Below are 21,398 nucleotides of genomic sequence, written 5' to 3' on the forward strand. Positions count from 1 at the left end.
ACAGCGCTACTGTGCTGCCGTCGGGACAGGGGCGTCGAGGGGTGTGGCATGAGTGAGGGAGCGGCCCCGTGGCCGCAGGAGATCCGGCTCGCCATGACGATGGTCGGGAGCGCGAGCCTGGCCGTCTGGATGAGCGGGGTGGCCACGGAGACGTCGGCACTGCTGCACGCGTCGCGCACGCCGGGCGACGGCAGCGGCTACCGCAAGCTGCTCGACCTGCTGCGCGCGACCGTCCGGCTGGACGTGCTCACGGGCACGAGCGCGGGCGGCATCGGCGCGGCGGGGCTCGGACTCGCGGAAGCGTTCAAGTCGTCGCCGGGGCCGCTGCGCGACACGCTCCTCACCGCCGGCTCGCTGGAGAACCTCATCCGCGACCCGAACGAGAAGCAGCCGCGCTCGCTGCTTGACGGTGACCGGTTCCTGGGCGACCTCGAAGGCGCGTTGCGCACGATCGCCGCCGGCGGCACCACGCCCGCCGACGCGCCGGACATGACGCTGCTGCTGCCGGGCACGATGATCGACGGCGAGACCTGCGCTACGACGACGCACTCGGCAACCTGGTGCGCGACACCGAACACCGCATGCTGTTCCGCTTCGCCGGTCCACTGTGGAACAGCCGGGTCATCGCGCCGCTCGCGCTCGCCGCGCGGTCCACGGCCTCGTCGCCCGGCGCGTTCGAGCTCTCGCGGCTGCCGCTCGGGCCGGCGGACGCCGACCGGCTGCACCCGGACATGACCGATTACACCGAGCTGACCCGGTCGCACTGGCTCACCGACGGCGGGGTGCTGGTCAACAAGCCGCTGCGCCCGGCGCTGCGGGAGATCTTCGAGCGCCCGTCGTCGTCGGACGTGCGGCGGCTGCTGCTGTACGTGGTGCCGGCCATCGAACCGGAAGCCGCCGCGGTGCCGGTCGATCCGGCGAACCCGCCACTGCTCGGGACGGCGCTGGCGAAGGTCGCGTCGACGGTCATGAACCAGACGATCAGCGCCGACATCGAGGAGCTGACCGAGCACAACGACGCTGTCGTCGCCACGCGCGACACGCGTGTTTCCCTGGCGGCGCTGGGCCTTCGCGGCGGCGAGCTGGTGGACCGGCGCGTGATGGCGGCCTACCTCGAGCGGCGCGTGGCCGACGACGCGGCCGAGCTCGTGCGCACGGCCACGAGGTACTACGCCTTGTCCACTATGGACTCTCCGGTCGAGGACGAGTGGGCGATGGGCAGGTCGACCCAGCTGCGTGCGGTCGCGGCCGACGGGCTCCGCAACGGCATGCCAGCGAACGCACCGGGACCGGCCTGCCGCGTCGAAGACCTCGCGATGTTTCGGACGACAGCGCTCGACGACTCCGTGGCGACGGGCCTGCAGCTCGTGAACGCCGCGTTCCACCTGTGCCCGGACCAGAAACACGCCGACACGCTCAACGACGTACGCGCGCGGCTGCACGCGGCTCGGAGCAAGGCGGCGCGCGGCATCCGCATGTCGCCGTGGATCGCGCGGCACGAACCGCCGCCGGCGGGGACCTCCCTGTCGGACTGGGTCGGGCAGCTGGCGCACGAATGGGCGCAGCTGGGCAAGTCGGACGCGCTGCGCGAGGCGTGGCCGCTCGTCACGTCGGCGCTGCGGGACGCGGCACCGGTGCTGCAGGAACTCGCGGCGGAACCGCCGGCGAAATCCGCGCTGACCGAGGCGGGCGGATCGGGGCCGGCGGTGGAGACCAGCGGGATCGAGCTGGAGGCCGACGTTGCCCGGCTGATCGCCGACGCCGTCGACACCGTGACGACGTTGCTCGGCTGGTTCGGCCTGACCGGCGGGGACGGGTCCGACCACACCGACCACACCCTGATGTCGCGGTTGCTCCTGCTGCACATCGCGACCCGCGGCCTGCTCGCGCAGCCACCGTCGGTGGACCAGCGCGTGGATCTCGTGCAGGTCAGCGCCGACTCGCGCACGCTGCTGGACCTCGGCCGGCAGCGCGGCTGGACCAAGCTGACGGGCCTGCAGGCGAACTCCTTCGGCGCGTTCTACAAGGCTTCGTGGCGCGCGAACGACTGGCTCTGGGGCCGGGTCGACGGTGCCGGCTGGCTCGTGCAGTGCCTGCTGGATCCGCACCGGCTGCGGGTGCTGCGCAATGTGCTCGGTCCCGAGGCGTTCCGCGCCGAGGTGCGGGAGGCGTTCAAGGCCGTCGGCTGGCAGCTGCCGAGTGTCGCGGACAACGGGCCGGCCGGGGCTGTCGAAGCGCTGGTGGCCCAGGTGGGGGAGGAGCTCGCTTTCCTGGGCTTGGACGCTCAGCTGGGCGACGTCGCGTTCACCGACGAGCTGCCGGCCAGCCTGCCGGTGACGTCGATGGTGCTCGCGCGGGGCCGCCAGGTGGAAATCGCGCGGGAGGAACTGCCGGTCGTCGCGGAGCAGGCCGCGGCCGACGCAGCTCTGGGCAACGGCAAACCGTCCGAGGCGTTCCGCAAGGTGATGGCCACGCCGCCCGCGGACGCCGCCGCGACGCAACGCGCGTTCCAGGCCTGCCAGGTCTCGGCCGAACGCTTCGACGGCGAACGGGACACGATGCTGCTGACCAAGACGCTGGTGAAAGCCGGTGCGACGGGCATCAACGCCGCGGCGAGCGCCACTCGCGTGCCGACGTCGCTCCAACCGGGTGCCAAGCTCGCGCAAGCCGTCGGCCGCAGCGCCTGGTGGGTCACCCAGGGCGCGACCCGGCTGGGCCGCCCGTGGAACCTCGTCGCCGCCGCCGTGACCGCCGTCGCCGGCCTCGTCCTCGGCGGCAACGGCGGCCAGGTCCTGCAGTGGGTCGGCCCGCCGGTCGCCGCGGGCGCGGTCGTGTTCCTCGTGGTGAGCCTGCTGACGCTGAAGCGCACGTGGCGGATGGTGCTCATGCTGCTGTGCGTGCTGGTGGTACTGGCGTTGCTCTTCGCCGCGTTCCTGCCCGTGCTGGCGGTGCCGCTCTTCGGCTGGCTGGGCACGCTCGTCGCCGGCTGGCAGCACGGCGAGGCGCCGGTGTGGTGGCTGCTGGTGGTGCTGTTGCTGGTGTTGCCCGCGGTGTGGTCCCCCTTCGCCGCGCTCCGGCGCCGGAACCGCTCCCGGAGGCCGGCCGCGCGGCGGTCCTCTGTGGCCGGCCGGCGCCCGCCGGGCGCTGACCGAGCGTCAATTGTGGTCGGCGGGGCGCCCGGTGAAAAGTTGGTACCGACCGGAATCGACCGACGCGGCCGACCGGGCTGCCGCTGAGCAGCGCACCCCCGGAAATCCGCTGGTCCCCGCCTGTGCCCGCAACAGCCGTGCTGATCACCCAGCGGGTTCGGCACATCACGGTGGAAGTCGAAGTCCCAGGTCAGGACGCGCCACCTGGCCTCGGGAACGAGGCGCCCGCGTTGCGAGGAACCGCGTGAGGCGTCATCGTCGGAAGGGCGAACCTCTCCGGAGGCCGCTCACCGCGGTGAGCGGTCCAGGCGCGCGTATGCCCCGTGTGGCCGCTGGTGAAACGTGTTTGTGGGCCTGCTCACCGGACAGTTCGCGTTGCCGCAGGTGAGGGAGGTGAGCGTGGTCCGCGTCGCTGGCGGTGGGAAAATTCTCTGTTACGTTTCCTGAGTATGTCCGGAAAGCACTTGATCGAATCCCCGACCAAGGCCGATGGCGCCGCCCTCTGGCGAATCGCGCGTGATTCGCAGAAGCTCGATCTCAACTCTCCGTACGCGTACCTGCTGTGGTGCCGCGATTTCGCGGAGAGTTCGGTGGTCGCCCGAGTCGACGGTGCGGCGGTGGGGTTCGTGATCGCCTACCGGAGGCCGACCGAGCCCGACGTCGCGCTCGTGTGGCAAGTCGCCGTCGACGCTTCACAGCGCGGGAAAGGCCTGGCCGGGCAGCTGCTCGACGCCCTGTATTCCCGCTTGGTCGACAATGGGGTGCGGTACCTCGAAACAACGATCACCCCGGACAACGAGGCTTCGATCCGCCTGTTCGCATCGTTCGCGAAGCGGTGGAACGCTTCGTTGGACAGCAGCAGACTGTTCGAAGCCGGAGATTTCCCGGAAGACGGCGAAGGCGGGCACGAGCCGGAAGACCTTTACCGCATCGGGCCGTTGGTCCGTCAATAACGCGTCAATTTCGGGGCGAGTAGGAGCAGAGAAACGTCATGAGCATCTTCGAAGAGCTCGAATCGGAAGTCCGCAGTTACAGCCGGGGCTGGCCGGTCGTGTTCGATCGCGCTCAGGGGAGCCGGCTGTACAGCGAGGACGGCAAGCCTTACCTCGATTTCTTCGCCGGTGCCGGTGCGCTGAACTACGGCCACAACAACCCGAAGCTCAAAGCCGCGCTGATCGACTACATCCAGCGCGACGGCGTCACGCACGCGCTCGACATGTTCACCGTCGCCAAGCGTGACTTCCTGGAGACCTTCAAGCAGAAGATCCTCGGGCCCCGCGAGCTCGACTACAAGATCGTCTTTCCCGGCCCCGGCGGCGCCAACGCGGTGGAAGCCGCGCTCAAGCTGGCCCGCAAGGTGACCGGCAAGGAGGCGGTCATCAACTTCACCAACGCGTTCCACGGCATGACGCTGGGCGCGCTGTCGGTCACCGGCAACTCGATGAAGCGCGGCGGGGCGGGCATCCCGCTCGTGCACGCGACGCCGATGCCGTACGACCGCTACTTCGACGGCACCATCCCCGACTTCCTGTACTTCGAGAAGCTCCTCGAAGACTCCGGCAGCGGCCTCAACGAGCCGGCCGCCGTGATCGTCGAGGGCGTGCAGGGCGAGGGCGGCATCAACGCCGCGCGCCTCGACTGGCTCAGGGGCCTGTCGGACCTGTGCCAGAGCCACGGCATCCTGCTCATCCTCGACGACGTGCAGATGGGCTGTGGCCGCACCGGCCCCTTCTTCAGCTTCGAGGAAGCGGGCATCAAGCCCGACATCATCTGCCTGTCGAAGTCCATCAGCGGTTACGGCATCCCGATGGCGCTCACGCTGATCAAGCCGGAGCTCGACGTGTGGGAGCCCGGTGAGCACAACGGCACGTTCCGCGGCATCAGCCCCGCGTTCGTCACCGCCACCGAGGCGATCAACGTCTACTGGAGCGACGACGAGCTCGAAAAGTCCACGAAGGCCAAGGGCGAGCGCATCGCCGCCGCTTTCAACGACATCGTCGAGGCCTACCCCGAAGCGAACCTGCTCGCCAAGGGCCGCGGCCTGGCGCGGGGCATCGAGTTCGCGACCGGCGACCTCGCGGGCGCCGTGTGCAAGGCCGCGTTCGAGCGCGGCCTGCTGATGGAGACCTCGGGGCCGGACGGCGAAGTCATGAAACTGCTGCCGCCGCTGACCCTCACCGACGACGAGCTCACGCAGGGCCTGTCGATCATCGACGACTCCATCGCCGCTGTCCTGAAGTAGCCACTTCGGACACGAACCGGCCGGAAGTTCACCGCCGGTCCCGAAAAGGCTGGGCTGAAAAAGTTCTGTCCTGAGAAGACTCCTCCCCCGAGAAGACTCCTCCCCCGAGAAGACTCCTCCCCCGAGAAGACTCCTCCCCCGAGAAGACAAGGAGCGACCTTTGCTGGTCCGTACGCTCGACGAAGTCACCGACACCGACGCTGACATCAAGACGCCCAACTGGCGCAGCAAGCGCATCATCCTCGCCAAAGAGGGCGTAGGCTTTTCGGTGCACGAAACCACGCTGTACGCGGGCACGGTGAACGACTTCTGGTACGCCAACCACATCGAGGCCGTTTTCATCACCTCCGGTGAGGGCGAGGTGGAGGACCTGGCGACGGGCGAGGTGTACCCGCTCAAGCCAGGAACGCTCTACCTGCTGAACAATCACGACAAGCACCAGGTACGGCCCAAGACCGAGATCAAATGCGTGTGCGTGTTCAACCCGCCGGTGACCGGCAGGGAAGTGCACGACGAGAACGGCGTGTACCCGCTCGTGACCGAAGAGACCGCCTGAGCCCTCCCGGCGACACCGCCCGCTGCCACCACCGCACCCCACGAGAAAGAACGTTTGAACCAGGAGGCGAGCCACTGTGACGCTCATGGACACTCGGGTCGGGGACAGTTACCCGACGCGGATCACCGGTACGCCGGAGCACCTTCCACGTGTGCACCCCACGGTGTGGGGCACCGAGGCAGACGGCCCCATCGACGCCGCCACGCTGGCCAACCACGAGGCTCGCGGGTACACGATCGACGAGGGTCTGCTCTCGCCCGGTGAGGTCCAGACGTACTGGCAGGAGCTCGTGCGGCTGTCCTCCGACCGGGAGCTGCGAGCCGACGAGCGCGTGATCACCGAGGCGAAGACCGGCGAGGTCCGGTCGATCTTCGACGTCCACGAGATCTCGGATCTCATCGCCGAGCTGGTCAAGGACCCCCGGATCCTCGACCGGGCCCAGCAGATCCTCGCGTCCGACGTGTACATCCACCAGAGCCGGGTGAACTACATGCCGGGCTTCAAGGGCACGGGGTTCTACTGGCACTCGGACTTCGAGACGTGGCACGCCGAGGACGGCATGCCGACGCCGCGGGCTGTCAGCTGCTCGATCGCGCTCACGGACAACTACGCGTTCAACGGCGGGCTGATGGTGATGCCGGGCTCTCAGCGCACGTTCGTGCAGTGCGTCGGCGAGACGCCGGACGACAACTACAAGAGCTCGCTGAAGGACCAGCGCGTCGGTGTCCCGACCGAGGACGACATCACGAAGATGGCGGCCGAGTACGGTATCGACCAGTTCACCGGCACGGCCGGTTCGGCGCTGTGGTTCGACTCGAACGTCATGCACGGCTCGTCGAACAACATCACGCCGTACCCGCGGTCGAACATCTTCCTGGTGTTCAACAGCGTCGAGAACGCGCTGGGCAAGCCGTTCGCCGCGAGCGAGCCGCGGCCGTCGTTCATCGCCGGCCGCGACAGCACCCCGGTGCGACGGTGACCAGCGTTACCACGTCGTCCGGGCGGGTCGCCCGTAGCGGAGGATGTGCGCCCTGTTACTTTGTCGCCACTCCGCCCGGACCCCTCGGGGCCGCCGCGGAGGAGCTGTCCGCGGCAGTCCGGGTTCTTCGCTCGGGGTGAGCCCACCCGTCCCGCCGGGACAGCAATGAAGTCGGGTGGACCGCGCCCCCTGGCGGCCCAGCCGACGTCACCGAGTCCGGCCCCGCACCATCAGATCGGGACTGATGGTGCGGGGCCGGATTCGTTGTGCCGGAGGGTGATCCCGCTACGACATCCGGGCTACGGGCGCTGCTCGGTGGAAAAACCGTGTGCACAACCGGTGAAACAGCGGCTTACGTGCTGGTGTCCGGCGGGTGGAGTTCACGAAAGAGTTGTGTCTGTCAGCTCTCGATCACGGTAAGTTGTGCCTTTCTGGCGGGGGAGATGCCGGGACGGGAGGTGCGCGCGAGCATGGCCGAATTCTCGGGCGCGCACGTGCAGCTGCTCGGCCCGGTGAAGCTGCTCGACGGGGCACGTGCGGTGTCCATCGGCGGCCCCGGCGTGAAGGGACTCCTCGCGCTGCTGGCGCTGCGCGTCGGGAAGGTCGTGCCGCTCGAGGAGATCATCGACGCGCTGTGGAGCCACGACCCGCCCGCCACGGCGCGGACGATCGTGCACGGCAACGTCTCCCACTTGCGCCGTGTGCTGCGCGACATGGGCGGTGCGACCGTGGCCGAGATCCTGACGAGCCCACCGGGCTACCAGCTGGCGGTCGATCCCGGCCGCATCGACGCGCACCGCGCCCGGGCGCTGCTCGACCGGGCCGTGCTGGAGGTGCCGGGGCGGGCGTCGGCGCTGCTGGGCGAGGCTCTGGCGCTGTGGCAGGGACCCGCGCTGGCCGGCGTGCCCGACTCCGTGCGCGCGCCCGAACTGGAGGACCTGCGCCTGGCGATCCACGGCGCGCGCGTGGACGCCGACCTGGAGCTGGGGCGCCACGCCGAGCTGATCGTGGAGCTGAGCCCGCTCGTGCGAGCCGACCCGCTGGCCGAGCGGACGGCTGGGCAGCTCATGCGCGCGCTGTACCACGCGGGCCGCCGTGGCGACGCGCTGGAGCTGTACCGCACGGTCTCGCGCGCGACGCTGCGGACGCTGGGCGTCGAGCCCGGTGGCGACCTGCGGTGGCTGCACGAGCGCGTGCTGAACGACGACCTGGGTGTCGTCGCGACAGGTCCGGACGAATCCAGGAAAGCGCCTTCCCAGCTGCCCGCCGCGGTGCCGTCGCTGGCCGGCCGGGAGGCCGAGCTGACGTGGCTCGACGAGCTGGCGGAGACCGGCGAGAGCACCGTCGCGGTCGTGTCGGGAACCGCGGGAGTCGGCAAGAGCGCGCTCGTGGTGTGGTGGGCCCACCGCGCGGCCGCGCGCTTCGCCGACGGCGTGTTGTTCGCTTCCCTGCGCGGCTTCGACCCGCGGCACGCGCCGCTGGAGCCGGTGGACCTGCTCACGCAGTTCCTGCTCGGCCTCGGCGTGCCGACGGGTGAGGTGCCCGACCGGCTGCACGAACGCGTCGCGCTGTACCGCTCGCTCATCGCCGAGCGCCGGCTGCTCGTGCTGCTCGACGACGCGCGCTCGGCCGAGCAGGTGCGGCCCTTGCTGCCGCCGAGCTCGCGGTCGATGACCGTGGTCACCAGCCGGTCGAAACTCGAGGGCCTGGCGGTGTCGAACGCGGCCCGGCTGCGCGTGCTCGGCACGCTCGCGCCCGCGGATGCCGTGCGGGTGATCGAGGAGCTGGCCGGGCCCGCGGACTTCGACCTCAACCACGCGCTGGCGCGACTGTGCGGGTACCTGCCGCTGGCGCTGCGGATCGCCGGCGCGCGCCTGTCAGCGAGTCCACAGTGGACCGTGCAGGACCTGGTGGACGAGCTGGGCAACGAACGCACCCGCCTGGCGGCACTGGAGGTCGACGGTGCCGACGGTGCCGACGGTGGCGTGCGCGCGGCGTTCGACGTGTCGTTCCGAGGGCTGGCGCGGCCGGCGGCCGATCTGCTGCTGCGACTGGGCGCGTTGCCGGTGCGGCAGGTGGGCCCGCACCTGGCCGCGGCGGTGGCGTCCGTGCCAGTGGTCCAGGCCCGTCGAGTGTTGCGCACGCTCGCGGCGCACAACCTGCTCACCGAGACCGCCCGCGACGTCTTCGCGCCGCACGATCTCGTGCGGCTGTACCTGCGCGAGCTCGCGGAGTCCGAACTGGACGCTGCCGAGCGTGCCGCGGTGCTCTCGCGCGCGGTGCGGTTCTACCAGGCCGCCTCCGACACGGCGCGGCGGCGGATGCTGCGGATCGTCGACCCGCTCGATCTGAGGGAGCTGATGCCGACCGACGCGCTGCCGGTCTTCCCCGCGTTCGACGAGGCCCAGGACTGGTTCGCGGCGGAGTGGGCGAGCATCCTGGCCCTGCTCGACGCCGCCTCCGCCGCCGGCCTCCACACCGACACGTGGCGGCTCGCGCGCGTCGCCCACACGTACCGCGTCGTGTGCCCGCTGCTCGACGAGTGGACGCGCGTGGTCGACCTCGGCCTGGCGGCGGCCGAAGCGTCGGGCGAGGTGCTCGGCCAGTGCTGGATGCTCATCTCGCGCTGCGCGATCGCACTGACCTTCGAACTGCCCTCGCTGTGTCCCGGGGACGCCGAACGCGCCCTCGAACTCGCGGTCCGGCTCGGCGACGAGCGCTCCGTCACGGTCGCCAACATCCACCTCGGCAGCATGCTGTCCCTCGAGTCCCGCCACGACGAGGCCATCTCCCGCCTCCTGGACGCCGTGGCCGAAACCGAACGGACCGGCGACCTCGAACTTCGCGGCCAGGCCCTCAACAACTGCGCGGAGACGGAAAAACGGGCCGGCCGGCTGGAGGACGCGGTCGCCCACGAACTCGCGTCGCTCGCCATCGACCGCAAGCTCGGCGACGACAGCTACGCGACCGTTTCCCTGAACAACTTGGCCGAACTGTCGGTGCGGCTGGGCGACCCGGCGGCCGCTTCGCGCTATGCCCGCGAGGGGATCGCGCTGGCGCACGCCCGCGGCTTCGACCTGCACGAGGCCATCCTGCGGGTGACGCTGGCGCGGATCCTGCGCCTGGCGCCGGTGACGGTCGCGTCGGCTCGGGAGCAGTACGAGCTGGCAGCGCAGCTGTACGAGCGGGTGAACCCGCGGCAGGTCGCGGACGTCCGCGCTGAGGCGGCTTCGCTCGGCTGAAGATCGCCTCGGACGATCCGTGCAAGCGGGTTCTTGGACAATGTTCACCCGCGTTTGCGCAGGCCGGGGATACCCTGGCCGGGCATACTTAGCGGTTTCTTAGCGTCCCGGGGGCGAGGCCGCGTAGGGTCGGTGACGGTGCCGGCGGAGCCCTAGGGGAGGGGCAGGCTGTGAAGCCGGCGCCGCGGGCTCGCAGTCGCGTGCGGTGGGCCCGGAAGAGCCGCCAGGAGCGGCTCGGTGGCGGTTGGCCGGCCGACTTGGGGGTAGGCCGGCCGGCCGCCAGGCCCCGGGCAAGTGGCCCGAAACCCCGAAGTACCAGGCTTACTCGACGTTGGCGGTGCAGAGCGCGATCGTCGAGCCGCTGTTGTCGGCGACCTTCTGGCCGTCGACGGTGATGGAGCAGGAGATCTGGTTCGCGACGCTCGCGTTCGCCGTATCGGCGGTGAGCGAGAGGATCGGGGTGCCGCCGCTGAAGGAGCCGCGGCCGTGCCAGTCGTCGGTGCTCGCGGGTGCCGTTTCCGTGCGCTGGTCGTTCAGCGTGCCGTAGCGGACGGTCGCCCCGCCTGCCGAGGTCACGACGAAGTCGACCTGGTGCTGGTCGCCCGCCGCGGGCGGGATGTGGAGTTCGCCGGCGCTGCGGGCGCCGAACGCCGACGGGAACAGCACCATCGTCGCCGCCAGCAGCGCCGCCACGACCGCGACGACCACCGCCACGACCGCGATCGCCTTGCCGCGCGCTTTCCCGCGCGCGGACTGGACCACACCGGCGACCCCGAGCACCAGCCCGACGCCCGCCAGCGGCCAAGCCACGTACGCGTAATCGGGCACGAACACCGCCCCGGCCGCCGCGAGGCCCAGCACCACGCCGACGATCCCCAGCACGTTCTGCTTCGGCGGCGCCGGCGGCCGGTTCCGCGGCACCGGCACCACACCACCCGGGGCCGAGGCGGGCTGCCGCGCGGCCACCCCACGGGGATCGGCAGCCCGGTCGAGCCGTCGCGAACCGCCGAGCGGATCGGCCTGCCGCGAACCCGGGTCGCCACGGCCGGTCCGCGCCGCGGCGCCCGGCTCCACCGGCCACGAGCCCGAGTCCGAAGGGCCGCGAGCGGCCGGCCACGAGCCCGAGTCCGAGCCACCCCGACCCGGCGCCGATCCCGAGTCGCCCGGCGGAACCGCACGCCGGTCGCCCGGCGGTCCGGGTACGCGTCCAGTAGATCGGCCGTGGCGCGCGGGTGCGGACGGGTACCGCGGATCGGACGTCATGCGTGTGGGGCCTTCCGGGTCGAAGTGCGACGACGTTAACCCACACGTACGTGCAAGAGGCGAAATCGTTACGTACTGGAAAACGTCAGCTATTCACCACGCCGATGAACCACCGGTCATTTACCGCCCGCGGAACCAGCCTGTGACCTGGTCATTCGGCGCCCGGAAAGTCGGAAGACCCACCGAATAGGCCGCCTGTATACGCGGCGCATGCGAAACGGGACCGAATTCACGCTGGTGAACGAACCGAGCCCGATTTCAGTGGTCGAACAAGCTGACTTCGGGAGTGATCTCCAGCAGTTCGTGCACGGGCCGGCCGCGGCGCCCGTCGATGGTCGTCGTGCGGACGACGCGCAGGCGCGCCGTCACCGGCCGGTCCAGGTTTTCCTTGATCTGGTCCAGCAGGTCCTCGGCGACGGCGCCCTGGATCGTCCCGCCCGATTCGCGCTCGAGGTAGAAGATGCGCCGCCGCGTGCGGACGCCGTCGAGCCGGCCCGTCACGGTCTCGTAGCCGACCGCCTCGCGCGACTCGCGCAGGCTGCCCTGCAGCACCCGCGCCTGTTCGGTCGTCATGCTCCGCGTCACCTGTTCGCCCGCGGTCGGGGTCAGCGCCATGCCGATCCCGGCGTGCTTGCTCACCGCGTTGACGATGTCGCTCACCGCGTTGCGCACGGTGTCGCGCTGCAGCAGCACGGCATCGAGCGCGCCATCGTCGGAACCGTTGGCCGGCAGGAAGTCGCACAGTTCCTTGACGGCCCGCTCCGACAGCGTCTCGATGCCGTCGTGGATGAGCGCGTCGTCGAGTGCCGGTTCGGGGAAGCCGAAGAAGATCGCGTTGCCCGCCTGGCCCTTCTGGATCAGCGGCGCCTTGTCGCGGTCGGCCTGCTGGACGAACGTGACCTCGTTCGACGGGTTCCGGATGATGTGCCCGATCTTCGCCGTCGCGTCCTGCAGCGCGCGGCTGATGTCGGAGAACGTGTACGCGTCGATGTGCGTTTCGCCGATCACCGACACGTGCAGCAGCGGCGAGCGCGATGTGCGCTCGAACTTCGCGTTGGCGGCCATCGCCGACGCGCGTGCCAGGTCGTCGAGCCACGTTCCGCCGGGGATCTCGTCGGCGATGCGCCGGAACTCGTTCCTCACCACACCAACTCCGGAATCCCCTTGCCGCCCTCGGCCCACACGGATTCCCACACGTCCTCGTCGCCGGGCCGGCACAGGAACCCGTCGAGCATGCCGCCCACCGGCTGGACCTGGTCGAGGTACATCGCGGGCTGCCCGACGATGACTCCACGCAGTGTGAGCAAGCCGTACAACGCCGTCCGCCCGCTGTCGTCGAGCCGCTTGAGCGCACCCCACTCGTCGGGCAGCAGCACCACGTCGAGGCCGCGCGGCGGGTGGGCCGTGCGCGTGACGTACGCGCCGCCGATCCACGCGCGCCCCGACGGGATCACCCGCTGGGCGACGCCGAGGTAGCTGTTGAGCGCGCTGAACAGGATCTCGCGCTCGTTCTGGTGGGGTGCGTCGTACACGAGCCGCTCGTAAACGTCCGCGAGGTCGGCGTGGTGCCGGCCCGGCGGCAGCAGGTTCTGCGGCGTCCAGTGCGGGAGCGCCATCGGACCTCCTGACGTTGTCCGGGGCTCACGGCTCCCGCTCACAGTGCGTAGCCGAACTTACCAGGTGGGTGTCAGCCACCTCGCCCAGGCCGCCGGGGTGCGGACTCGTGCGCCTCGTCCTCGCGCGGCCAGTCGCCGGCGGGCCCGTCGGCGGCCGGCCAGTTCAGGTCGCCGGACAGGCGCGGTTCGGCGTCCGGTAGTTCTCCGGTCCGGTGGCCGGATTCGTTGTCCGCGGCGTACGGCTCGTCCGGATCGACGTCGGGGTAGTCGTTGTAGACGCGTTCCGGCGGCTCGTCGTAGTGCGTCACCGGGATGTACTGGGTGCGTTCGGCTTCCACGGGTTCAGGCACTTCGACGCGCTCCGGCACCGCCGCTTCCGCTTCGCGGCGCGGCTTCGGCCGGGCCGCGCGCGTGATCAGCCACATCACCAGCGCCCCCAGCAGGAACGCGACGAGCAGCCACAACCAGATCTGCCCGAAGAGCCACAGCATCCCCGTCACCTCTCTTCGACCGTGATCTCGACGCGCCGGTCGCCACCCTCACCCGGCGCCGCGGTCCCCGTGCCGCGCGCCAGCAGCCGGTTGGCCGGCACGCCCGACGCGGTGAGCAGCCGTACCACCGCCCGCGCGCGGCTCTGCGAAAGCCGGATCGCCGACGCGCGCCCGCCGGGGCCTTCGCCGACGTGCCCCGTGATGCGGTAGCGCAAGCTGTTCGGCGCTGCCGCGAGCAGCTTCGCGACGGCCCGCGCGGCCTGCGTGCCCTCGGGCGTGAGCTGAGCGCTGTTGGGCTTGAACGTGATCGGCGCGTCGGCCAGCTGCGCGTCCACCTCGTCCTGCACACCCGCGCGGTCGGTCGGCGGCGCCGACGACGTCGTGGTCGGTGCCGCGCTGCTGGACGGCGGCTCCGACGCCGCCGTGGTCGAGGGCGCGGGCGATGGCGGCACCGGCGCGGGCCCGCCGGACACCTGCGCGGACTCGACACCCTCCACTCCCTGCACGATCCCCAGCGCGCGCCCGGCCTGCTCCGCCCGCAAGCCCGACAGCGTCGCCTGGCGGCCGGAGAACGTCACGTCGCCGCCCGTGATCCCGGCGGCGGCGAGCGCGGAGCGTGATCGGCCGGCGAGGTCCGTTTCGATCCCGTCGGCCCGCACCAACGTCGCCACGCCCGCGAGCACGGCCGTCACGAGAAGCGCGATCGGGATCAGGCGGAGCCACCCGCGTACACCGGACATAAAGGGACCATAGGCCGGGCCGGGCCCGATGGCGACCTGGTCGGGGGCGCCATTCGGGTGGCGCTCGCCCGATCGGACCACCGTCGGTCAGCTCGCGGTGGCGTTGTCCTGGAAGTCGCCCAGGCCGAGGTCGAACGCGGCCGCGTCGGCTTGGACGAGCGGGGAGAGTTGCGGGCGCTTCGGTGACAGCCCGTCACCCATGGACTCGCCGCGGAGCTGTCGGCGGATCCAGGGCAGCAGGTGCGTTTTGGTCCACGTGAGGTCCGACCGGCGCGACGTGATCCACGTGGCCGGTTCGGTGCTCGCGGGGTAGGGCTCGCGCCAGTCCTCGGTCACCGGCACGCCCAGGACCTCGGCCGTCAGCAGCGCGATGCGGCGGTGCGCGTCGGGCGTGAAGTGCAGGCGGTCGTCGCTCCAGGCGCGCCGGTCGTGCAGCGGCTCCATGGTCCAGAGGTCGACCATCTTCGCGCCGTGCCGGGCCGCGATCGCCCACAGGTACGTGTTGTAGATGCCGATCTTGCCGCGCAGCACGCTCATCACCGACAGCGCCTTGGTGTCGGGTCCGTTGAAGATCACGACCGGGATGCCGGCCTCGCGCAGCTTCACGATCCCGGCTTCGAAGCGGGCGGCGATCGCATCGACGTCGGCGCCCGGCACGATCACGTCGTTGCCGCCGGCGCACAGGGTCACCAGGTCGGGCTTGAGCTCGAGCGCGATGGGCACCTGCTCTTCCATGATCTCGTCGAGCATCTTGCCGCGCAGAGCGAGGTTGGCGTACTGGAAGTCCGGCCGGCCCGCGGCGAGCATCTCGGCCAGGCGGTCGGCCCAGCCCCTGAAGGAGCCGTCCGGCAGCCCGTCGTTGAGGCCCTCGGTGAAGCTGTCACCGATCGCCACGTAACTGTCGATTCCGAACACCCTGGGATCCCCTTTCCCCGTCTTGCGCGCCTACCCCGAGTGAAGTTGTACACCACAACTAACAATCGGACGTCCCCGTATCCTTCCCATCCGCCACCCCTGGTTCAGCCGGAAGCCACAGTCTCTTACCTTGTCGGCACTTCCGTCGCTCGTATTACGGGAATTTCACCGTCGAGCGGGGTGACGAAGCACTCGGATGAGCACCGAGCGGGCACGCTGTGTGGTGAAGATCTCCCGGTCCGGGACGTTCGCGCAGGTATCGGGCAGGCTGGGAATGTGACGGATGAGACGACGCCTCCGCGCGAGTCGCTCACGCAGATCCTCGGCGGCCGCCGAGGCGCGATCGACGCCAGCATCCCGCCCGTGGTTTTCGTGATCGGCTGGCTCGCGACCGGGCGCTCGATCTCCTGGGGTGCGATCATCGCGATCGGGGTCGCCGTCGTGCTCGGTGCCTACCGGCCGCGCCGGAACCGGGTTCGGAACCGCATCCGGAAAACGGACCCAGGGCATAAGGCGGCCCCCGGCGAGGGGGGAGGGTCCGGGGGCCGATCCCTACGGTACCCGGAACGGAGGGGTTGAGTCGACGGTTTGGACACTTCGAACCCGGTTTTGCTGGGGTTCACGTTCGGGAAGGGCGCGCCGCGGACTCCCCCCAAGCGTCCACAGCGGCCAGCCACGCGGCGCCGAGCACGCCGTCGGAGCTGGTCAGCACGTCGAGACCGGCCAACTCCGCCCGCACGAGCCGCCCGACGGGACCGGTTTCCGCCAGGACGCTGCCCACGAGCACAACCGGAGTTTTCTCGTCCGGGTCGCGCGTGGCGAGCGCCGTTCGCACGAGGTGCTCGGCCGCTCGGGTGACGATGTCCGTCGCCGCCGGCTCCCCGGCGGCCGCCGCGGCGCTCACGAGCGGAGCGAACCGGGCGAGCCGGATGGGCGGTTCGGCGTTGACCCGAGTGATGAGCGCACGCGCGGTACTCAACCGATTCGCTTCCGTGACAGGCGAATTGGGGAAAGTCTGGTTGCCGCAATCCGCCCGGCCCGGGTCGCGCACGTCCACAGCGGACGGTGCGAACGCCTCGGTGAGCACGGCGGCCGGCAGCCCGGCGAGCTCCGGCCCGCGGCTGAGCGCATCCAATGTGGAGCGCACCGCCTCGCGCCCGAGCCAGAACGCCGAACCCTCGTCGCCGAGCAACCAGCCGTAGCCGCCCGCGGTGGCGATCATCCGGCGCCCGCGGACGCGGCCGGCGATCGAGCCGGTGCCGGCCACGAGCACCGTGCCGTCCGGGGCCGACGTCGCCGACGCGTACGCGACTTCGGCGTCGGCGACCACGCGGACCAGGCCAGCGAGCCCGATCCGGTCCCACGCGTCGGCGAACACCGCCGCGACGATCGGGTCGGACAGCTTGCTCACCCCGGCCAGGCCGACCACGGCGGCGAGCACGTCGGTGCGCCCGCCCAGCGCACGTTCGACGGTGTCGGCGATGCGCGCCGCCGCCTCGGCGGGCGAGTGCGAGTTCGGGTTGGCGCCGCCGCCCGTGGCGGTGCCGAGCACGGCGCCGGTGGCGTCGACCGCGAGCGTGCGGGTCGACGTGCCACCGGCGTCGACACCGACGACCAGGCTCACCGGGTCTTGGTCACCTTCAGCAGCCCGCGCGGGCTGTCGGGGTCGCCGCCGCGGGCGAGCGACAGACCGAGCGCGATGCGCTGGATCGGCAGGATCTCGAGGATCGGCGCGAGCTCTTCGGCCGTCGGCGCCACCGGGATGCGCAGCGCGGCCGGCACGTCGGCCGAGGCGGAGCCGACCGCGAGCACGTCGGCGCCGCGCTTGCCGACGGCGTCGAGGACCTCACGCATCGCCTCGCCGCCGTGGCCGGAGCTGGTCACCGCGAGCACGGCCGTCTCGCGGTCGACCGCGGCGACCGGCCCGTGGAGGAGGTCGGCGCCGCTGTACGCACGGGCCGCGAGGTAACTCGTCTCGGCCAGCTTCAGCGAACCCTCGAGCGCGGTCGCGTACGAGTAGCCGCGGCCGGTGGTGAGCACGCGGTCGACGAAGCGGTAGCGGTCCACCGCGCGCTGCACGCCCTCGCCCGCGCCGTCGAGCGTCTGCTGCGCGAGCTCGCCGAGGTCCTGCGCGTCGGCCGCCTTGCCGCCGCGGACGGCGTCGACGAACAGGTACAGCGCGAGCAGCGTCGCGGAGTACGTCTTGGTGGCGGCCACCGCCTTCTCGACGCCGGCACCGATGTCGACGCCCAGCTCGGCCGCCGCGCGCAACGGCGAGTCCGGCGTGTTCGTGACCGACACCGTCAGCGCGCCCTGGCGCCGCGCGGCTTCGGTGACCTCGATCAGGTCGGGGGAGCCGCCGCTCTGGCTGACGGTGACGAAGAGCACGTCTCGCAGGTCCGGTCGTGCGCCGTAGAGCGTGGCGGTGGACGGTGACACGAGACCCGCGGGAAGACCCAGGAGCACCTCGATCAGGTACTTCGCATACAACGCGGCGTGGTCGCTCGAACCCCGTGCGGCGAGCAAAGCGAAACGGGGCGGCTGTTGTGAAATCTTTTCAGCTACTTCGGCTATTTCGCCCTGCCGCTCGACGAGGCCGGCCAGTACGGCAGGCTGCTCCGAGATTTCCGCGGCCATGTGCTCGCCGGGGCGTTGTTGGGTCATCACTTTCCTCTCCGCCGGGACTGGGAGCCCCGGGTGTGCTGAGCGGCGTGCGTCCAGGTCTAGACCAATGCTAGCCGGGCGGAGTGTTTGTGGTGAAGGGTACGTTTCTTGACGGGGATGTGGCGCGATAGTGAGGGAAAGCTGAGGGAGCCGGTCATGTTGGAGACAACCCCCGCGAGTGAGGCGGGGACCACGGCGGGTGTGCGCGGTCAGCGCGAACCCAAGTACTGGGCGTTGAAACAGCACCTGCTGGATCTGCTCGACACCATGCCGCCTGGGTCGCCGATCCCGACGGAACGGGCGCTGGCGGGCGAGTTCACCGTCTCGCGCACCACCGTGCGGCAGGCGCTTGCGGACCTGACGGCCGAAGGCCGCTTGCACCGCGTTCAAGGGAAGGGCACGTTCGCCGCCGAGCCGAAGCTCGCTCAGCGGTTGCAGCTCTCCTCGTACACGGAGGACATGCGCAAGCAAGGCCTGAAGCCGTCGTCCAAACTGCTCGAACTCGAGGAGTTGCCCGTGGAAGGTGAACTCGCGAAACTGCTCGGGATCCGGCAGGGTGCGAAAATTCTTCGCCTTCGTCGCCTTCGGCTGGCCGATTCCCAGCCGATGGCGCTCGAGACGACGCACCTGCCGCTGGGCCGCTTCCGCGGGCTGCGCAAGCACATTTCTGCGGGCGGGTCGCTCTACGCGGTGCTCCAGGAGCACTACGGCGTGGAGCTCGAGCGCGCGGAGGAGACGATCGAGACGTCGCTCGCCGGCCCGGAGGAAGCCGAGATGCTCGGCGCCGACGTGGGCATGCCAGTGATGATGCTGACGCGGCACTCGTTCGCCACCGACGGCAAGCCGGTGGAGTTCGCGCGCTCGGTCTACCGCGGGGACCGCTACAAGTTCGTCACGACACTGCTGCCGTGAGCCGCAAACGGGCGCCGGGTGCGGGTGGTTGCGCCCGGCCGTCCGGTTCGCCACCGTGTGCGCATGAGCTTCGAGCGTGCGCGGTGACCGCACGGTGACGACGACAGACAGCGGGGTTCGCTGGGGCACGCCCGTGGCGCGCGGGGTGCTGGCGACGACGATCCTCGGCTCGGGCATGGCGATGCTCGACGGGACGATCGTCAACGTCGCCCTGCCCCGGATCGGTGAAGAACTGCAGGCGTCGGTGGCCGGCCTGCAGTGGATCCTCGACGGCTACATGCTGGCGCTCGCCGCCCTGATCCTCGTCGCGGGTTCACTCGGCGACCGCTACGGGCGGCGCCGCGTGTACCTGATCGGCGTGATCTGGTTCGGCGTCGCGTCGGGGCTGTGCGCGATCGCGAACTCGACCACCGAGCTCGTCGTGTTCCGGATCATCCAGGGCATCGGCGGCGCGCTGCTCACCCCCGGGTCGCTGGCGATCCTGCAGTCGACCTTCGCGCACAACGACCGGGCGCGCGCGATCGGCGCGTGGTCCGGACTGGGTGGTCTGGCCGCGGCAGTCGGACCACTGCTCGGCGGTGTCCTCGTCCAGGTCTGGTCCTGGCGGCTCGCGTTCCTGATCAACCTGCCGCTGGCGCTCATCGTGGTGCTGATGGCCCTCAAGTTCGTGCCCGAGTCACGCGACGAGACGGCCACCGGGCACCCCGACTTCGTCGCCGCCGCGACGGGGGCGATCGGCCTGGCCGGCCTCACCGGGGCGCTGGTCGAGGCCCCCGTGCGCGGGCTGGCCGATCCGGTCGTGCTGATCGCGCTGGTCGCCGGCGTGGCCGGGCTCGGGCTGTTCGTGTGGCTGCAGCACCACTCCCACGAGCCGCTGGTGCCGCCGAGCCTGTTCCGCGACCGGACGTTCACGCTGTCCAACGCCCTCACGTTCGTGGTCTACGCCGCGCTCGGCGCCGTGATGTGGCTGCTCGTGCTGCAGCTGCAGGTGTCGCTGAACTACCCGCCGACGCTGGCCGGGCTGGCCGGGCTGCCGATCACGATCATCATGCTGCTGCTCTCGGGCCGCTCGGGCGCGCTGGCGCAGCGCATCGGGCCACGCCTGCAGCTCGTGGTCGGCCCGATGGTGATCGGGGTCGGCATGCTGCTGCTCATCCGCGTCGAACCCGGCTCGTCGTACCTCGGCTCGGTGTTACCCGCGGTGGTCGTGTTCGGCCTCGGTCTCGCGTGCACGGTGGCGCCGGTGACCGCGACGGTGCTCGCCGCGGCCCCCGACCGATTTGCCGGAGTCGCCTCCGGAGTAAACAACGCGATCGCCCGAACGGGTGGACTTCTTGCGGTCGCGGTGCTCCCCGCGGCGGCCGGACTGACCGGTTCGGCGTACCGCGACCCCGTCGCGCTGACCGCCGGTTGGCGCATGGCGTTGCTCATCTGCGCCGTCCTGGCAATCGCCGGCGGCCTCATCGCGTTGGGGATTCACAACGGCGTGCTCGGCGCGGGCGCGGCCGAGCCCGAGCAGAAGCGCGTTGTGGACGACGAAGCTCCACATCCCGGCGAGTGCTTCCACTGCGGGGTGGAGGGACCGCCGACCCACGTCCGCCCGGGCCCGGCGCGCGGCTGACCTACCCGAGCAGCTCGGCGAGCAGCGCCGGGTCGATGTTGCCGCCGGAGACGACGGACACGGTCTTGCCGCCCGGCAGTTCATCGGCGTGGTGCAGGTACGCGGCGGTGGCGGTCGCACCACTGGGCTCCGCGACGATCCGCGCGCGGCGGGCCAGCACGCGCACGGTGTCGCGGATCTCGTCCTCGGTGACGGTGACGATCCCGTCGAGCACCTGCTGCAGGTGGGCGAACGTGAGGTCCGACGGCTCGGCGCGCAGGCCGTCGGCGATCGTGCGGGCCCGCCGCTCCATGGGCCACGCGACGCGCCGGCCGGCCCGCAGGCTCTCAGCGGTGTCGGCGGCCAGCTCGGGCTCCACGGCGTAGACCTTCGCGCGCGGGCACAGCGCCTTGATCGCCGTGCCGACGCCGGCCGCGAAGCCGCCGCCGCTCACCGGCACGAGCACCGTGTCGACGTCCGGCAGGTCGGTGGCGATCTCCAGGCCCGCGGTGCCCTGTCCGGCGATCACGTGGGCGTGGTCGAACGGCGGGATGAGCGTGAGCCCGCGCTCGGCTGCGAGCGCGTCGGCGGCCGGCGCCTGGTCCGCGATCGGCACCTCCACGACCTCCGCTCCCCAGCGCCGGGTGGCCTCGACCTTGAGCCGCGGCGCGACGTCGGGCACCACGATCACGGCCGGGATCCCGAAGGCGTTCGCGGAGTAGGCGACTGCCTGCGCGTGGTTACCGCTGGAGTAGGCGACCACGCCGCGCGCCCGGGCGGCGTCGTCGAGCGAAGCGATCGCGTTGAAGGCGCCGCGGATCTTGAACGCGCCGATCTGTTGCAAGCTCTCGGGTTTGAGCCACAGTTCGCCGTCCGCCCAGGGCTGGCGCAACAACGGAGTGTGCACGGCGTGGTCCGCCACGCGCTTCGCCGCGGCCTCGATTTCGGAGATCGTCACCAATCGCATGTGGTGAGTATGTCAGGAAAGTGTGGGTCATGATCCATCCACTGTGGACGGTCGACGTGTCG

General features: G+C 70.9%; 18 protein-coding genes and 1 pseudogene. 10 read left to right on the forward strand and 9 right to left on the reverse strand.

Features of this window, described 5'->3' with window-relative positions; all coding sequences use genetic code 11:
• The first annotated feature begins 48 nt into the window (after nucleotides 1–48).
• From I6J71_RS50240 to I6J71_RS01065, 7 genes are all read left to right on the forward strand, one after another.
• On the forward strand, nucleotides 49–735 hold the full coding sequence (locus I6J71_RS50240; protein ID WP_370542068.1) for a hypothetical protein: 687 nt from the start codon (nucleotides 49–51) through the stop codon (nucleotides 733–735).
• A 1,106-nt stretch (nucleotides 736–1,841) separates the two neighbouring features.
• Nucleotides 1,842–3,236 (forward strand): DUF3376 domain-containing protein, encoded by a 1,395-nt coding sequence (locus I6J71_RS50245; RefSeq protein WP_370542268.1) that lies wholly within the window; start codon nucleotides 1,842–1,844, stop codon nucleotides 3,234–3,236.
• Between the two features lie 362 nt (nucleotides 3,237–3,598).
• Nucleotides 3,599–4,102, forward strand: a complete 504-nt coding sequence (gene ectA, locus I6J71_RS01045) for a diaminobutyrate acetyltransferase (RefSeq protein WP_204096799.1) — start codon at nucleotides 3,599–3,601, stop codon at nucleotides 4,100–4,102.
• A 38-nt stretch (nucleotides 4,103–4,140) separates the two neighbouring features.
• Complete coding sequence (ectB, locus tag I6J71_RS01050) at nucleotides 4,141–5,391, forward strand: diaminobutyrate--2-oxoglutarate transaminase (RefSeq protein WP_204092993.1); 1,251 nt, start codon at nucleotides 4,141–4,143, stop codon at nucleotides 5,389–5,391.
• A 160-nt stretch (nucleotides 5,392–5,551) separates the two neighbouring features.
• Entirely contained in the window at nucleotides 5,552–5,947 is a 396-nt protein-coding gene (locus I6J71_RS01055) for an ectoine synthase (RefSeq protein WP_204092994.1), read from the forward strand.
• A gap of 76 nt (nucleotides 5,948–6,023) precedes the next feature.
• Complete coding sequence (gene thpD, locus I6J71_RS01060; protein ID WP_204092995.1) at nucleotides 6,024–6,926, forward strand: ectoine hydroxylase; 903 nt, start codon at nucleotides 6,024–6,026, stop codon at nucleotides 6,924–6,926.
• Between the two features lie 470 nt (nucleotides 6,927–7,396).
• Complete coding sequence (locus I6J71_RS01065; protein ID WP_204092996.1) at nucleotides 7,397–10,168, forward strand: BTAD domain-containing putative transcriptional regulator; 2,772 nt, start codon at nucleotides 7,397–7,399, stop codon at nucleotides 10,166–10,168.
• Between the two features lie 321 nt (nucleotides 10,169–10,489).
• Here I6J71_RS01065 and I6J71_RS01070 read toward each other — a convergent pair whose 3' ends face one another.
• From I6J71_RS01070 to I6J71_RS01095, 6 genes are all read right to left on the reverse strand, one after another.
• Nucleotides 10,490–11,095: a hypothetical protein gene (locus tag I6J71_RS01070; RefSeq protein WP_204092997.1), complete on the reverse strand. Its 606-nt coding sequence runs from the start codon at nucleotides 11,093–11,095 to the stop codon at nucleotides 10,490–10,492.
• Between the two features lie 594 nt (nucleotides 11,096–11,689).
• Complete coding sequence (locus tag I6J71_RS01075; RefSeq protein ID WP_204092998.1) at nucleotides 11,690–12,574, reverse strand: hypothetical protein; 885 nt, start codon at nucleotides 12,572–12,574, stop codon at nucleotides 11,690–11,692.
• A complete protein-coding gene (locus I6J71_RS01080; RefSeq protein ID WP_204092999.1) occupies nucleotides 12,571–13,047 on the reverse strand; it encodes a hypothetical protein in 477 nt (158 codons plus the stop codon). Before I6J71_RS01080 ends, I6J71_RS01075 begins: the two co-directional genes overlap by 4 nt.
• Before the next feature lie 71 nt (nucleotides 13,048–13,118).
• Nucleotides 13,119–13,538: a LapA family protein gene (locus tag I6J71_RS01085; RefSeq protein ID WP_204093000.1), complete on the reverse strand. Its 420-nt coding sequence runs from the start codon at nucleotides 13,536–13,538 to the stop codon at nucleotides 13,119–13,121.
• Between the two features lie 5 nt (nucleotides 13,539–13,543).
• Nucleotides 13,544–14,278, reverse strand: a complete 735-nt coding sequence (locus I6J71_RS01090) for an OmpA family protein (protein ID WP_239154353.1) — start codon at nucleotides 14,276–14,278, stop codon at nucleotides 13,544–13,546.
• An 87-nt stretch (nucleotides 14,279–14,365) separates the two neighbouring features.
• Nucleotides 14,366–15,193 (reverse strand): SGNH/GDSL hydrolase family protein, encoded by an 828-nt coding sequence (locus tag I6J71_RS01095; protein ID WP_204093001.1) that lies wholly within the window; start codon nucleotides 15,191–15,193, stop codon nucleotides 14,366–14,368.
• Between the two features lie 276 nt (nucleotides 15,194–15,469).
• Between I6J71_RS01095 and I6J71_RS47440 the strand changes: the two are divergent.
• Nucleotides 15,470–15,661, forward strand: a pseudogene (locus tag I6J71_RS47440) (DUF3159 domain-containing protein); the annotation flags it as partial.
• 151 nt (nucleotides 15,662–15,812) lie between these two features.
• On the opposite strand, the gene I6J71_RS01100 reads toward I6J71_RS47440, so the two are convergent.
• Both I6J71_RS01100 and I6J71_RS01105 read right to left on the reverse strand, forming a co-directional pair.
• Nucleotides 15,813–16,817, reverse strand: coding sequence for an N-acetylglucosamine kinase (locus I6J71_RS01100; RefSeq protein ID WP_204093002.1), 1,005 nt, complete (start codon nucleotides 16,815–16,817; stop codon nucleotides 15,813–15,815).
• On the reverse strand, nucleotides 16,814–17,857 hold the full coding sequence (locus tag I6J71_RS01105) for an SIS domain-containing protein (protein WP_204093003.1): 1,044 nt from the start codon (nucleotides 17,855–17,857) through the stop codon (nucleotides 16,814–16,816). The genes I6J71_RS01100 and I6J71_RS01105 overlap by 4 nt, the downstream gene beginning before the upstream one ends.
• A 156-nt stretch (nucleotides 17,858–18,013) precedes the next feature.
• Here I6J71_RS01105 and I6J71_RS01110 point away from each other — a divergent pair, with 156 nt between their 5' ends.
• A complete protein-coding gene (locus I6J71_RS01110; protein ID WP_204093004.1) occupies nucleotides 18,014–18,769 on the forward strand; it encodes a GntR family transcriptional regulator in 756 nt (251 codons plus the stop codon).
• Between the two features lie 133 nt (nucleotides 18,770–18,902).
• Nucleotides 18,903–20,390, forward strand: a complete 1,488-nt coding sequence (locus I6J71_RS01115; RefSeq protein ID WP_204096801.1) for an MFS transporter — start codon at nucleotides 18,903–18,905, stop codon at nucleotides 20,388–20,390.
• A 1-nt stretch (nucleotide 20,391) separates the two neighbouring features.
• Here the strand turns inward: I6J71_RS01115 and I6J71_RS01120 are convergent, their stop codons facing one another.
• Nucleotides 20,392–21,336 (reverse strand): threonine/serine dehydratase, encoded by a 945-nt coding sequence (locus I6J71_RS01120; RefSeq protein ID WP_204093005.1) that lies wholly within the window; start codon nucleotides 21,334–21,336, stop codon nucleotides 20,392–20,394.
• Between the last annotated feature and the right edge of the window lie 62 nt (nucleotides 21,337–21,398).

The sequence above is a fragment of the Amycolatopsis sp. FDAARGOS 1241 genome, from assembly GCF_016889705.1.
Classification (GTDB): domain Bacteria; phylum Actinomycetota; class Actinomycetes; order Mycobacteriales; family Pseudonocardiaceae; genus Amycolatopsis.